This is a genomic window from Pseudomonas sp. PME37.24/025, assembly GCF_055556615.1.
Window position 1 is genome coordinate 176,634 of the sequence record NZ_JBVHNK010000011.1, and the last position, 13,478, is coordinate 190,111.

14 protein-coding genes are annotated in these 13,478 nt (G+C 56.7%); all 14 read right to left on the minus strand.

All coding sequences use genetic code 11. The features are described 5' to 3' along the window. Positions 1 to 43 precede the first annotated feature (43 nt). Positions 44 to 1,411, minus strand: a complete 1,368-nt coding sequence (glmU, locus tag ACZ3HH_RS20720) for a bifunctional UDP-N-acetylglucosamine diphosphorylase/glucosamine-1-phosphate N-acetyltransferase GlmU (protein WP_465807222.1) — start codon at positions 1,409 to 1,411, stop codon at positions 44 to 46. Between the two features lie 117 nt (positions 1,412 to 1,528). Then, positions 1,529 to 1,954 (minus strand): F0F1 ATP synthase subunit epsilon, encoded by a 426-nt coding sequence (locus ACZ3HH_RS20725; RefSeq protein WP_007985046.1) that lies wholly within the window; start codon positions 1,952 to 1,954, stop codon positions 1,529 to 1,531. A 45-nt stretch (positions 1,955 to 1,999) separates the two neighbouring features. Beyond that, on the minus strand, positions 2,000 to 3,379 hold the full coding sequence (gene atpD, locus ACZ3HH_RS20730) for a F0F1 ATP synthase subunit beta (RefSeq protein WP_038980433.1): 1,380 nt from the start codon (positions 3,377 to 3,379) through the stop codon (positions 2,000 to 2,002). A gap of 27 nt (positions 3,380 to 3,406) precedes the next feature. Beyond that, entirely contained in the window at positions 3,407 to 4,267 is an 861-nt protein-coding gene (gene atpG, locus ACZ3HH_RS20735) for a F0F1 ATP synthase subunit gamma (protein ID WP_007934344.1), read from the minus strand. A gap of 50 nt (positions 4,268 to 4,317) precedes the next feature. Beyond that, a complete protein-coding gene (gene atpA / locus ACZ3HH_RS20740; RefSeq protein WP_030132553.1) occupies positions 4,318 to 5,862 on the minus strand; it encodes a F0F1 ATP synthase subunit alpha in 1,545 nt (514 codons plus the stop codon). Positions 5,863 to 5,883: 21 nt separating this feature from the next. Continuing rightward, a complete protein-coding gene (locus ACZ3HH_RS20745; protein ID WP_007903030.1) occupies positions 5,884 to 6,420 on the minus strand; it encodes a F0F1 ATP synthase subunit delta in 537 nt (178 codons plus the stop codon). 12 nt (positions 6,421 to 6,432) lie between these two features. Next, complete coding sequence (locus ACZ3HH_RS20750) at positions 6,433 to 6,903, minus strand: F0F1 ATP synthase subunit B (RefSeq protein WP_258618469.1); 471 nt, start codon at positions 6,901 to 6,903, stop codon at positions 6,433 to 6,435. Between the two features lie 57 nt (positions 6,904 to 6,960). Further along, positions 6,961 to 7,218, minus strand: a complete 258-nt coding sequence (atpE, locus tag ACZ3HH_RS20755; protein WP_002555987.1) for a F0F1 ATP synthase subunit C — start codon at positions 7,216 to 7,218, stop codon at positions 6,961 to 6,963. Positions 7,219 to 7,351: 133 nt separating this feature from the next. After that, positions 7,352 to 8,221: a F0F1 ATP synthase subunit A gene (gene atpB / locus ACZ3HH_RS20760; protein WP_123357030.1), complete on the minus strand. Its 870-nt coding sequence runs from the start codon at positions 8,219 to 8,221 to the stop codon at positions 7,352 to 7,354. A 16-nt stretch (positions 8,222 to 8,237) separates the two neighbouring features. After that, positions 8,238 to 8,645 carry a F0F1 ATP synthase subunit I gene (locus ACZ3HH_RS20765; protein ID WP_007903021.1) on the minus strand — a complete coding sequence of 136 codons (408 nt, stop codon included), beginning with the start codon at positions 8,643 to 8,645 and terminating at the stop codon, positions 8,238 to 8,240. Between the two features lie 148 nt (positions 8,646 to 8,793). Then, a complete protein-coding gene (locus ACZ3HH_RS20770; RefSeq protein ID WP_465807246.1) occupies positions 8,794 to 9,666 on the minus strand; it encodes a ParB/RepB/Spo0J family partition protein in 873 nt (290 codons plus the stop codon). A gap of 9 nt (positions 9,667 to 9,675) precedes the next feature. Beyond that, complete coding sequence (locus tag ACZ3HH_RS20775; RefSeq protein ID WP_008007890.1) at positions 9,676 to 10,473, minus strand: ParA family protein; 798 nt, start codon at positions 10,471 to 10,473, stop codon at positions 9,676 to 9,678. Between the two features lie 18 nt (positions 10,474 to 10,491). Next, positions 10,492 to 11,136 carry a 16S rRNA (guanine(527)-N(7))-methyltransferase RsmG gene (gene rsmG / locus ACZ3HH_RS20780; protein WP_465807248.1) on the minus strand — a complete coding sequence of 215 codons (645 nt, stop codon included), beginning with the start codon at positions 11,134 to 11,136 and terminating at the stop codon, positions 10,492 to 10,494. Continuing rightward, positions 11,133 to 13,025, minus strand: coding sequence for a tRNA uridine-5-carboxymethylaminomethyl(34) synthesis enzyme MnmG (mnmG, locus tag ACZ3HH_RS20785; RefSeq protein WP_008007892.1), 1,893 nt, complete (start codon positions 13,023 to 13,025; stop codon positions 11,133 to 11,135). The genes rsmG and mnmG overlap by 4 nt, the downstream gene beginning before the upstream one ends. Positions 13,026 to 13,478: the final 453 nt, after the last annotated feature.

Sequence of the window (13,478 nt, forward strand, 5' to 3'; positions counted from 1 at the left end):
GAGCTGCCGAAGGTTGCGATCTTTTGATCTTACTGTGGATAACTCAGCTCTTCTTGATCTTCTCCGGCCGCTTCCAGCCATCGATATTCTTCTGCCGAGCGCGACCCACGGCCAACTGAGCCTTATCCACATTCTGGGTAATGGTCGAACCGGCCGCCGTCGTCGCACCCGCCGAGATATCCACAGGCGCCACCAACGAGTTGTTGGAACCGATGAACACATCTTCACCCAACACGGTTTTCCACTTGTTGGCGCCGTCATAGTTACAGGTGATGGTGCCTGCGCCTATGTTGGTACGCGCACCGATTTCGGCGTCGCCCAGATACGTCAAGTGACCGGCCTTGGCGCCTTCGCCCAGGTGAGCGTTCTTCAGTTCAACGAAGTTACCCACATGCGCGCGAGCTTCCAGCACCGTGCCGGGACGCAAACGAGCGAACGGGCCGGCATCGCTGCCTTCACCGAGCATCGCGCCTTCGATATGGCTGTTGGCCTTGATCACCACGCCTTTGCGCAGGGTGCTGTCCTTGATCACGCAATTCGGGCCGATCACCACGTCATCCTCGATGACCACTTTGCCTTCGAGGATCACGTTGATGTCGATCAGTACATCGCGACCGACAGTGATCTCACCACGCACATCGAAACGTGCCGGGTCGCGCAAGGTCACGCCCTGAGCCATCAAGCGACGGGCAGCGCGCAGCTGATAGTGACGCTCAAGCTCGGCCAGTTGCTTGCGATCGTTGGCGCCCTGCACTTCCATAGGGTCGTGGGGTTGCTCGGTAGCCACCACCAGACCATCGCTGACCGCCATTTCGATGACATCGGTCAGGTAGTACTCACCTTGAACATTGTTGTTCGACAGACGGCTCGTCCAGTCGGCCAAGCGATCGGCAGGAACAGCAAGGATGCCAGTATTGCCTTCGTTGATAGCACGTTGAGCCTCGTTGGCATCCTTGTGTTCAACAATGGCTGCTACGTTACCGTCCGTGTCGCGCACGATACGGCCATAACCAGTCGCGTCGTCCAGTTCGACGGTCAACAGGCCCATCTGCCCCGGCACGACATGCTTGAGCAACCGTTGCAGGGTTTCGACTTCGATCAAGGGTACATCGCCGTACAGAATCAGCACGGTATCGGACTCGATGAACGGCACTGCCTGGGCCACCGCATGTCCGGTACCCAGCTGTTGATCCTGCAGGACGAAATTCAGGTCATCGGCCGCCAGACGCTCGCGCACGGCTTCGGCGCCATGACCGATCACCACATGGATGCGTTGTGGATCAAGTTGCCGGGCGCTGTGGATAACATGGCCAAGCATTGAATTACCCGCAACCGGGTGCAGAACTTTCGGCAAGGCCGAACGCATGCGCGTGCCTTGACCGGCAGCGAGGATAACGATTTCAAGAGACATGACAGGCTACTAATCCTGGGAGGTCAGCGACTGCGACCGGGTGATGAAAGTCAGAAAAGAAAAAAGGGTAGCCGAGGCTACCCTTTTTAATCAATCACACAATTAGTCGATGGCCAATTAGTGGCCGAACTTCTTGCGGATCTGCTGGACGGTGCGCAGCTGAGCTGCAGCCTCGGCCAGACGTGCGGCAGCAGAACCGTAATCGAATTCCGCGCCTCGCTCATGCAAGGCCTTCTCGGCAGCCTTAACGGCTTCCAAAGCTGCGGCTTCGTCCAGGTCGGCAGCACGTTGCACGGTGTCGGCAAGAACCTTGACCATGTTCGGCTGAACCTCGAGGAAACCACCGGAGATGTAATACACCTCCTCTTCCCCGCCCTGCTTGACCAGGCGGATCGGGCCCGGCTTGAGATTAGTGATCAACGGCGCGTGACCCAGAGCGATACCAAGATCACCCAGTGCACCGTGCGCAATCACCATCTCGACCAGACCGGAAAAGATTTCCCCTTCCGCGCTGACGATATCGCAATGGACTGTCATAGCCATCTGATTGCCTCAACCTAAATTAGCGCCCGTTGCCGGGCACCGGGATTACAGTTTCTTGGCTTTCTCGATCGCTTCTTCGATGCCGCCGACCATGTAGAACGCTTGTTCTGGCAGGTGGTCGTAGTCACCGTTGAGGATGCCTTTGAAGCCAGCAATGGTGTCTTTCAGGGAAACGTATTTACCCGAAGCACCGGTGAAGACTTCAGCCACGAAGAACGGCTGCGACAAGAAACGCTGGATCTTACGAGCACGGTTTACCAACTGCTTGTCGGCTTCCGACAGCTCGTCCATACCCAGGATCGCAATGATGTCCTTCAGTTCTTTGTAACGCTGCAGAACATACTGTACGCCGCGAGCGGTGTCGTAGTGGTCCTGGCCGATTACGTTCGGGTCCAACTGGCGCGAAGTCGAGTCGAGTGGATCGACAGCCGGGTAGATACCCAGGGAAGCGATGTCACGGGACAGAACGACGGTGGCGTCCAAGTGGGCGAAGGTGGTCGCTGGCGACGGGTCAGTCAAGTCATCCGCCGGTACGTATACCGCCTGGATCGAAGTGATCGAACCTTCCTTGGTCGAAGTGATACGTTCTTGCAGAACGCCCATCTCTTCAGCCAGGGTCGGCTGGTAACCTACTGCCGAAGGCATACGGCCCAGCAGTGCGGATACTTCAGTACCGGCCAGGGTGTAACGATAGATGTTGTCGACGAACAGCAGAACGTCGTTACCTTCGTCACGGAACTTCTCGGCCATGGTCAGGCCGGTCAGTGCTACGCGCAGACGGTTACCCGGCGGCTCGTTCATCTGACCGTAAACCAGTGCCACTTTGTCCAGAACGTTGGAGTCCTTCATCTCGTGGTAGAAGTCGTTACCCTCACGAGTACGCTCACCCACACCGGCGAACACGGAATAACCGCTGTGCTCGATGGCGATGTTACGGATCAGTTCCATCATGTTTACGGTTTTGCCTACACCGGCACCACCGAACAGACCGACTTTACCGCCCTTGGCGAACGGGCAAACCAGGTCGATAACCTTGATGCCGGTTTCCAGCAGGTCGTTGCCGCCTGCTTGTTCAGCGAAGGATGGCGCAGGACGGTGAATGCCCCAGCGCTCTTCGGTGTCGATCGGGCCCGCTTCGTCGATCGGGTTACCCAGAACGTCCATGATCCGGCCCAGAGTCGCTTTACCGACGGGTACGGAGATGGCTGCGCCGGAGTCGATGACGTCCAGACCGCGCTTCAAGCCTTCGGTGGAACCCATCGCAATGGTACGAACCACGCCGTCGCCCAGCTGCTGCTGAACTTCCAGGGTGGTCCCGGCCGCGCTTTGAACTGTCAGCGCGTTGTAGATGCTCGGTACGCTGTCGCGTGGAAATTCCACGTCGATAACGGCGCCGATGATTTGAACGATACGTCCGCTACTCATAGCTGGATCCTCTGAATATTTGAACCGTTAAACCGCGGCAGCGCCGCCGACGATTTCCGAGATCTCTTGGGTGATCGCAGCCTGACGCGCCTTGTTATAGACCAGCTGCAAATCGCTGATCAAATCACCGGCGTTGTCGGTAGCGTTCTTCATCGCGATCATCCGCGCAGCTTGTTCAGCCGCGTTGTTCTCGACCACCGCCTGGTAGACCTGCGACTCCACGTAGCGGACCATCAAGCCGTCAAGCAGCTCTTTGGCGTCCGGTTCGTACAGATAATCCCAGTGGTGCTTGAGTTCTTGATCCGGGGTTGCCACCAGTGGAATCAACTGCTCCACGGTAGGCTGTTGCGTCATGGTGTTGATGAACTTGTTGGATACCACGGACAGGCGGTCAATACGGCCGTCCAGGTAGGCATCCAGCATCACCTTGACGCTGCCGATCAGGTCATTGATCGACGGCTCTTCACCCAGGTGGCTGATAGCTGCAACGACGTTACCGCCGAAGTTGCGGAAGAAAGCCGCACCCTTGCTACCCACTACACACAGATCAATCTCGACGCCGTTTTCGCGGTTTACCGCCATGTCCTTGACCAGGGCCTTGAACAGGTTGGTGTTCAAGCCACCACACAGACCACGGTCACTGCTCACCACAACGTAACCGACGCGCTTTACTTCACGGTCGATCATGAATGGGTGGCGATATTCCGGGTTGGCGTTGGCCAGATGGCCAATAACCTGGCGGATGCGCTCCGCGTAAGGACGGCTAGCAGCCATGCGCATTTGTGCCTTGCGCATTTTGCTGACCGCCACTTTTTCCATGGCGCTGGTAATCTTTTGCGTGCTTTTGATGCTCGCAATCTTACTGCGAATCTCTTTTGCGCCTGCCATGTAACACCTATCAGGTTAGCAAGCGGGAGCCTTGCGGCTCCCGCTGCGGCTTACCAGGTTTGGGTGGCCTTGAACTTCTCGATACCGGCTTTCATGCCAGCGTCGATTTCGTCATTGAAGTCACCCTTCACGTTGATCTTCGCCATCAAATCGGCGTGATCGCGGTTGAAGAAAGCAATCAGCGCTTGTTCAAAGCTGCCGATCTTGGCGATTTCGACGTCAGTCAGGAACCCACGCTCAGCGGCATACAGCGACAGCGCCATGTCAGCGATCGACATTGGTGCGTATTGCTTCTGCTTCATCAGCTCGGTAACGCGCTGACCATGCTCAAGTTGCTTACGGGTCGCTTCGTCCAGGTCAGAAGCGAACTGGGCGAATGCCGCCAGTTCACGGTACTGAGCCAGAGCGGTACGGATACCACCGGAGAGCTTCTTGATGATCTTGGTCTGAGCGGCACCACCCACACGGGATACCGAAACACCGGCGTTCACAGCAGGACGGATCCCGGAGTTGAACATGGCCGATTCCAGGAAGATCTGACCGTCGGTGATGGAAATCACGTTGGTCGGAACGAACGCGGAAACGTCGCCAGCCTGGGTTTCGATGATCGGCAGTGCGGTCAGGGAACCGGTTTTGCCGGTCACTGCGCCGTTGGTGAACTTCTCTACGTATTCTTCCGAAACGCGGGATGCGCGCTCCAGCAGACGGGAGTGGAGATAGAACACGTCGCCTGGGTAAGCTTCACGGCCTGGTGGACGGCGCAGCAGCAGGGAAATCTGGCGGTAAGCCACTGCTTGCTTGGACAGATCGTCATAAACGATCAGCGCGTCTTCACCGCGGTCGCGGAAGAATTCACCCATGGTGCAACCGGAGTACGGTGCCAGGAATTGCAGCGCAGGAGATTCCGAAGCACTGGCAGCCACGATGATCGTGTTGGCCAGAGCGCCGTTTTCTTCCAGCTTGCGAACCACGTTGGCGATGGTCGATTGCTTCTGACCGATCGCTACGTAGACGCAGAAAATGCCGCTGTTTTTCTGGTTGATGATCGCGTCGATCGCCAGAGCGGTTTTACCGATCTGACGGTCACCGATGATCAGCTCACGCTGGCCACGGCCGACAGGAATCATGGCATCGACAGCCTTGTAGCCAGTCTGTACAGGCTGGTCTACCGACTTACGCCAGATCACGCCTGGAGCAACTTTCTCGACCGCGTCGGTCTCGGTGTTGCCCAGTGGACCTTTGCCGTCAACAGGGTTACCCAGTGCGTCGACTACGCGACCCAGCAGTTCCTTACCAACCGGAACTTCGAGGATGCGGCCAGTGCACTTGGCGCTCATGCCTTCAGCCAGAGACTGGTAAGCGCCCAATACAACGGCACCTACAGAGTCTTGCTCGAGGTTGAGAGCCATACCGAAGACGCCGCCCGGAAACTCGATCATCTCGCCGTACATAACGTCGGCCAGACCGTGAATCCGCACGATACCGTCAGATACGCTGACGACAGTGCCTTCGTTACGGGCTTGGGAGGTCACATCGAGCTTGTCGATGCGGCCCTTGATAATTTCACTTATTTCGGAAGGATTGAGTTGCTGCATTGCTCTGCTGCCCCTTCAAACTCAAGATTTCAATGCTTCGGCAAGGTTCGCGAGTTTGCCGCGAACCGAGCCATCGATAACCAGGTCGCCGGCGCGGATGACAATGCCCCCAATCAGGGATTTGTCTTCCTCGACTTGCAGGCGCACTTCCCGGTTGAGTCGTGCACTGAGAACCTTGGCGAGTTTGTCTTGCTGTTCTTGGTTCAATGCAAAAGCACTGGTCACTTCAACGTCTACCGACTTCTCTTGTTCAGCCTTGTACAGGTCGAACAGAGCGGATATCTCCGGCAAAAGCGGGAGACGGTCGTTTTCGGCAACGACGTTAATGAAGTTCTGTGCCTTGGCATCAAACTTGTCGCCGCACACGTCAATAAACGTGGCGGCCTTGTTTGCGCTCGTCAGTCGCGGGGCCTTGAGCACGCGCTGCATGGTGTCGTCTTGCGACACTGCTGCAGCCAGGCCGAGCATGGCTGACCAAGAGGCCAGTTGCTGGTGGGCCTGGGCGTGCTCGAAGGCTGCCTTAGCGTAAGGTCGGGCCAACGTGGTCAATTCTGCCATGATCGCCCTCGCTTAAATTTCAGCAGCCAGTTTGTTTACCAGCTCCGCGTGCGCGTTTTGATCGATTGTGGCACCCAGGATCTTCTCGGCGCCGCCGACAGCCAGTGCACCCAGTTGGGCACGCAGCGCGTCTTTGACACTGTTCAGTTCCTGCTCGATCTCGGCCTGAGCCTGAACCTTCACACGGTCAGCGTCGATACGGGCCTTTTCAACGGCTTCTTCGACGATCTGATTACCGCGTTTCTTGGCTTGCTCAATGATTTCAGCTGCCTGAGCTTTCGCTTCGCGCAGTTGCTGACCCACTTTCTCATGGGCCAACTCCAGGTCGCGAGCTGCTCGGCTGGCAGCGTCCAGTCCATCCGCGATCTTCTTCTGACGTTCGTGCAAAGCCGCGATGACCGGAGGCCACACGAACTTCATGCAAAACAGTACAAAAATGAAGAACGCAACGGACTGGCCAATCAGGGTTGCATTAATGTTCACGCCAACACCTCGCTCGTTCGTTGCACATCACACCAATCAACTCGAAGGTTCGAGTGATTAGCCAGCGAGTTGACCAACGAATGGGTTCGCGAAGGTGAAGAACAGAGCGATACCAACACCGATCATGGTTACGGCGTCGAGCAGACCGGCAACGATGAACATTTTGACTTGCAGCATTGGAACCATTTCTGGCTGACGCGCTGCGCCTTCCAGGAACTTGCCGCCCAACAGGCCGAAACCAATTGCGGTACCCAGTGCGCCCAGGCCGATCAACAGTGCAACAGCGATAGCGGTTAGACCAACTACAGTTTCCATCTTTCCTCCCGACTTTTACGTCGTATGGTTTAGGTTTTTTAGATTTTAAAGCGGTAAAACAAATCGTTTCATAGCCCTGTTCGGGCACCCTCTCGTTTGACCGAGAGGGACATCAGACTAGTCGAGACTGGTCTTAATGGTTCTCTTCGTGCGCCATCGACAGGTAGACGATGGTCAGCATCATGAAGATAAACGCCTGCAGGGTGATGATCAGGATGTGGAACACAGCCCACGCCCACTGCAGAACTACGCCCAGGCCGCTAAGCCAGAGCAGACCGCTGCCGAACATCACAGCAATCAGAATGAAGACCAGCTCGCCGGCGTACATGTTGCCGAACAGACGCAGTGCCAGAGAGATTGGCTTGGCCACCAGCGTCACGAACTCCAGCAGGAAGTTCACCGGGATCAGCAGGGCTTGAACGAAGATGTTCTTGCTGCCGAACGGGTGCAGGGTCAGTTCGCCAATGAAGCCGCTGATGCCCTTGACCTTGATGCTGTAGAAAATGATCAACGCGAATACCGACAGGGACATACCCAGGGTCGCATTCGGGTCAGTGGTAGGAACGGCACGGAAGACTAGGTGCGGGTCGCCGGTAATGATGGCAGCCAGCTTCGGAATCCAGTCAACCGGTACCAGGTCGACGGCGTTCATCAGGAACACCCAGACAAAAATCGTCAGGGCCAATGGTGCGATCAATGGATTACGGCCGTGGAAAGTATCTTTCACGCTGCCGTCGACGAACTCGATCAGAACCTCGACGAAGTTCTGCAGGGCGCCAGGTTGACCGGAAGTCGCCTTTTTTGCCGCCATGCGGAAAAGAAGAACGAAAATCAGACCCAACGCGACCGACCAGCCGAGAGTATCGACGTGAAAAGCCCAAAAGCCCATTTCTTTGGCTTCTGCTGCGGTGTGGGCAAAACCCCACCCGCCAGTTGGGTGCTGACCGAAGGTCAGGTTCTGCAAGTGGTGCTGGATATAGCCCGAAGCGGTTGTCTCTGCCATGGTTGCCTCAAACGCCCTAAGGTCTCGAAAGTCTTGTTCTCATTAGCAGGGGAGCGAACCAGCTAACCAGTTGGGTCAGCACGAAGACGCCGAATACTGCTAACGGCGCCAGTGGCTTCACACCTGCAAACGTCAATGCAAACAGCACTGCCGTCAAAATCAGTTTGCCCGCCTCGCCGGCATAAAAAGACCGGACGATGGCTTGAGCTGCTCGGGCGCCGGAAAACCGAAATGCCCTGTGAGCGAAATAAATATTGGGAAGCAAGGCTATCAGGCCTCCGCAGAGTCCTGAGTACCCGGCAACGACTCCATGCCATTGCCAGAGCGCCAAAGCAGCAATCAGCAAAACGACAAATTGAGCCATTAACACCGGAAAAACTGCCAGGCGATGGAACGGCAAGCGGTCTGGCGTGCGGTTTTCCATCTCTTTTGCTCCCCAATGGTCGGCTGCCAGAACGCAATAACTTGGCATAATTTGTGCCGACAAAATGCGCGCAGAGTATAGGGGCGGTTCTGCCCCTATTCAACTGTCAGGTAGTGATTTCCGACTTCACGCTACATGAGGAATTGTTTCAGCGGATGTGTGCAAGCACACCTTGAAGCTCATCAAGAGAGTTGTAGCCGATCACCAGCTGCCCCTTACCCTTCTTTCCGTGGCGGATCTGCACCGCAGAGCCTAGGCGCTCGGCCAGGCGCTGCTCAAGTCGGGCGATATCCGGGTCCTGTTTTGCAGGTTCCACAGGCTCCGGTTTGCCACTCAACCACTGGCGAACCAGTGCTTCAGTCTGGCGCACAGTCAGCCCCCGTGCGACAACGTGTCGCGCCCCTTCAACTTGTTGATTTTCCGGCAAACCAAGCAAGGCACGGGCATGACCCATTTCCAGGTCGCCGTGAGACAGCATGGTTTTGATGACTTCCGGCAGCGCAATCAGACGCAACAGGTTGGCGACGGTAACGCGGGACTTACCCACAGCCTCGGCCACTTGTTGCTGAGTCAGCTGGAATTCCTGCTGCAAACGCTGCAAAGCCACCGCTTCTTCGATCGGATTGAGGTCTTCGCGCTGGATGTTCTCGATCAGCGCCATGGCGATGGCGGTTTCATCCGGCACATCGCGAACCATCGCCGGGATGGTTTCCTGGCCAGCCTGCTGGCTGGCGCGCCAGCGGCGTTCGCCGGCGATGATTTCGAAGCGCCCGCTGCCGATCGGGCGAACCACGATCGGCTGCATCACGCCCTGGGCCTTGATCGACTGCGCCAGCTCCTCCAGCGCTTGAGGATCCATGTCCCGACGCGGTTGGTACTTGCCACGCTGGATCAGGTCCAGGGGCAGGTGCTGCAGCTCGCGCTGATCGGCTTGCACCGCTTGCTCTTCCAGCGAGCTGACAGTCGGACCACTCAGCAGTGCATCCAGTCCACGTCCGAGACCTCGTTTCTTGACGGCCATGGGGATTCCTTAAGTTGCCTGAGCAGCGGCAATGCGTGAGTTTTTGCGTTGACGGCGAACCATCTCGCCCGCCAATGCCAGATAGGCAATCGCGCCCCGCGATGATTTGTCATACGCCAGCGCCGGCATGCCATAGCTTGGCGCTTCGGCCAGGCGGATGTTGCGCGGAATCACGGTGTCGTAGAGCTGATCGCCGAAGTGTTCCTTGAGCTGCGCCGATACGTCGTTCATCAGGCTCAGGCGCGGGTCGTACATGGTCCGCAACAGGCCTTCGACTTTCAGATTCGGGTTCAGCAGTTCGGCAATGCGCTTGATGTTATCCACAAGGTCGCTCAACCCTTCGAGCGCGAAGTACTCGCACTGCATGGGGATAATCACCCCGTCGGCGGCAACCAGCGCGTTGAGCGTCAACATCGACAGCGACGGCGGGCAGTCGATCAAAATGTAATCGTAGTTTTCACGGATCGGCGCCAACGCACTGCGCAGACGGCTTTCCTTCATCTGCATTTCCAGCAGAACGACTTCGGCCGCGGTCAGGTCGCGGTTGGCCGGCAGCAATTGATAACCGCCGTGCTCGGAATAGTGCATGGCCTGGGCCAGATCGCATTCACCGATCAGCAGGTCGTAGACCGAGTTTTCCAGGCCGTGTTTATCCACACCGCTACCCATGGTGGCGTTGCCCTGTGGATCGAGATCGATCAACAGCACCCGACGCTTGGTGGCGACCAGGGAAGCTGCGAGGTTGATGCAGGTGGTGGTCTTGCCCACACCACCCTTTTGGTTCGCTATCGCGAATACCTTAGCCATTCTTGCTTGTGTTCCCAATCATGCCGTGCGGCGCAGTATCAGCAGATGGCGTTGGCCTTGGCAACCGGGTACGGCCAGGGCGTGTTCGCTATCGAGGTGGAAGTCTGCCGGCAATGCTACCAGCTCATCAGCGGGATGAACGCCCTTCATTGCCAGCCAACGTGTTTGGGTATCGCCCAAATGGCGAGTCCAGTTGCTGAAGTTCTCCATGCTGCTGAACGCACGGGAAATGATCCCGTTGAATGGCAGTTCAGGCTGGAAGGCTTCGACGCGACTGTGGATAACTTGCAGGTTATCCAGTTTGAGTTCGAGTTTGACCTGGGTCAGGAAGCGGGTTTTCTTGCCGTTGCTGTCCAGGCAGGTCACTTGCGACTCGGGAAACAGGATCGCCAGGGGAATCCCTGGCATGCCGCCGCCACTGCCCACATCCAGCCAACGGCCGTTTTCGATGAAGGACATAACGCTCAAGCTGTCGAGCAAATGCCGTGAAACCATTTCATCCGGATCACGCACTGCCGTGAGGTTGTAGGCCTTGTTCCATTTTATCAACAGGGCCAGATAACCCAGCAGCTGTGCATGCTGGGCTTCAGTCAGGTTGACACCGAGCTGGCGAGCACCTGTGGATAACTCTTCGGCGTGTTGCGAGGTGACCAACGAACTCAAGCGCTTTGCTCCAACTGACGGCCCGCGCCGCGTTTTTTCAAATGAATCATCAACAGCGAAATCGCTGCCGGGGTTACGCCCGGAATACGCGACGCCTGGCCCAGGGTCTCTGGACGGGTCGCGCCGAGCTTGCTCTGGATCTCTTTCGAGAGACCGGAGATGTTCGTGTAATCGATATCCACAGGCAGTTTGGTGTCTTCGCTGGCCCGCAGACGCGCGATTTCATCCTGTTGACGATCGATGTAACCGGCGTACTTGGTCTTGATTTCGACCTGTTCGGCGACCTGTGGATCTTCTGCGCCCCCACCGGTCACGGCGATCAGACCAGCGTAGTCGATTTCCGGACGGCTCAGCAGGTTGAGCAAATTGTATTCGTGGGTCAGCGGCGTACCGAATTTCTCGGAAATAGCATCGCCCTGCTCGGTGCCCGGGCGAACCCAGGTACTTTTCAGGCGTTGTTCTTCCAGATCGATGCTTTCGCGCTTCTTGCAGAACGCTGCCCAACGCACGTCATCCACCAGACCCAATTCACGACCTTTTTCGGTCAAGCGCAGGTCGGCGTTGTCTTCGCGCAGGATCAAACGGTATTCGGCGCGGGACGTGAACATCCGATACGGTTCCTGGGTACCCAGGGTAATCAGGTCGTCGACCAAAACGCCGATGTACGCTTCATCGCGACGCGGGCACCAGGCGTCTTTGCCCTGAGCGCGCAGTGCGGCGTTGGCTCCGGCCAGCAAACCTTGGGCGCCGGCTTCTTCGTAACCGGTGGTGCCGTTGATTTGCCCGGCGAAGAACAGACCGCCGATCACTTTGGTTTCCAGGCTGTATTTCAGGTCACGCGGGTCGAAGTAGTCGTACTCGATGGCGTAGCCAGGGCGAACGATGTGCGCGTTTTCCATGCCGCGGATCGATTGCACGATCTGCAGTTGCACGTCGAACGGCAGGGAAGTGGATATTCCGTTCGGGTACAGCTCGTGGGTGGTCAGACCTTCCGGCTCGATGAAGACCTGGTGGCTTTCCTTGTCGGCAAAGCGGTGGATCTTGTCTTCGATCGATGGGCAATAACGCGGGCCGATACCTTCGATCACACCGGAATACATCGGCGAACGATCAAGGTTCGAAGCAATGATTTCGTGGGTACGGGCGTTGGTGTGGGTAATCCAGCAGCTGACCTGTTTCGGATGCTGCTCTTTGGAGCCCATGAACGACATCACCGGAATCGGCGTATCCCCTGCCTGCTCGGTCATCACCGAGAAATCCACAGTGCGACCGTCGATACGCGGCGGTGTACCGGTTTTCAGGCGACCGACCCGCAATGGCAGTTCACGCAGGCGATGAGCCAGAGCAATCGATGGCGGATCACCGGCGCGACCGCCGGAATAATTCTGCATGCCGATGTGGATAAGTCCACCGAGGAAGGTGCCAGTGGTCAACACCACGGAATCTGCGAAGAAACGCAGGCCCATTTGGGTGACAACACCGCGCACTTGTTCCTGCTCGACGATCAGGTCGTCAGCAGCCTGTTGAAATATCCACAGGTTCGGCTGGTTTTCCAAAGCTTCGCGGACAGCGGCCTTGTACAGAACCCGATCTGCCTGAGCGCGGGTTGCACGCACGGCTGGGCCTTTGCGGCTGTTCAATACGCGAAACTGAATACCGCCTTTATCGGTAGCCATGGCCATCGCGCCGCCCAGGGCATCGATTTCTTTAACCAAATGGCTTTTGCCGATCCCGCCAATGGCTGGGTTGCAACTCATCGCACCGAGGGTTTCCACGTTATGCGTCAGCAATAGGGTTTTTGCCCCCATACGTGCTGACGCCAGTGCTGCCTCGGTACCGGCATGACCGCCGCCGATGACGATCACTTCAAAACGGGAAGGGAAATCCACCACGCACCTCGTGCCTGCTTCAGTCAGGTAATCCGGAAATAGTTTGAGCTCAGGTTTTTGGACCTGGTCGGCAAGTATAGGGACTTCGCCCTTCCTAAAGAACCCTTTGCACAAAATTTAACCAGCTGTGGGGAAGTCGGGGTTATAGAAATTAAAAAGAGAGAAATTTATTAAATCTTTGTTTTTATGTTTATTTCTACTGACCCACCTTTCTGTGGATAGATTGGTACAGCCCTTTATTTTCAATATGTACAGAGATTCAAAACCCTGTGGTCATGTGCCAAGGAGGCCCTTGGATAACCGGTCTAAGCCTGTGGATGAAAGGGGTGGTTATCCACAGAGGTGGTTATCTTCAGTTTTGAGGCCTTGTTATCAACTGCCCTTAGCGGCACTTATTCACAGGGCTTAATCCACAGAAAAGCCGCCGAATGAGCAAATTCCGGGCAAGGGAAA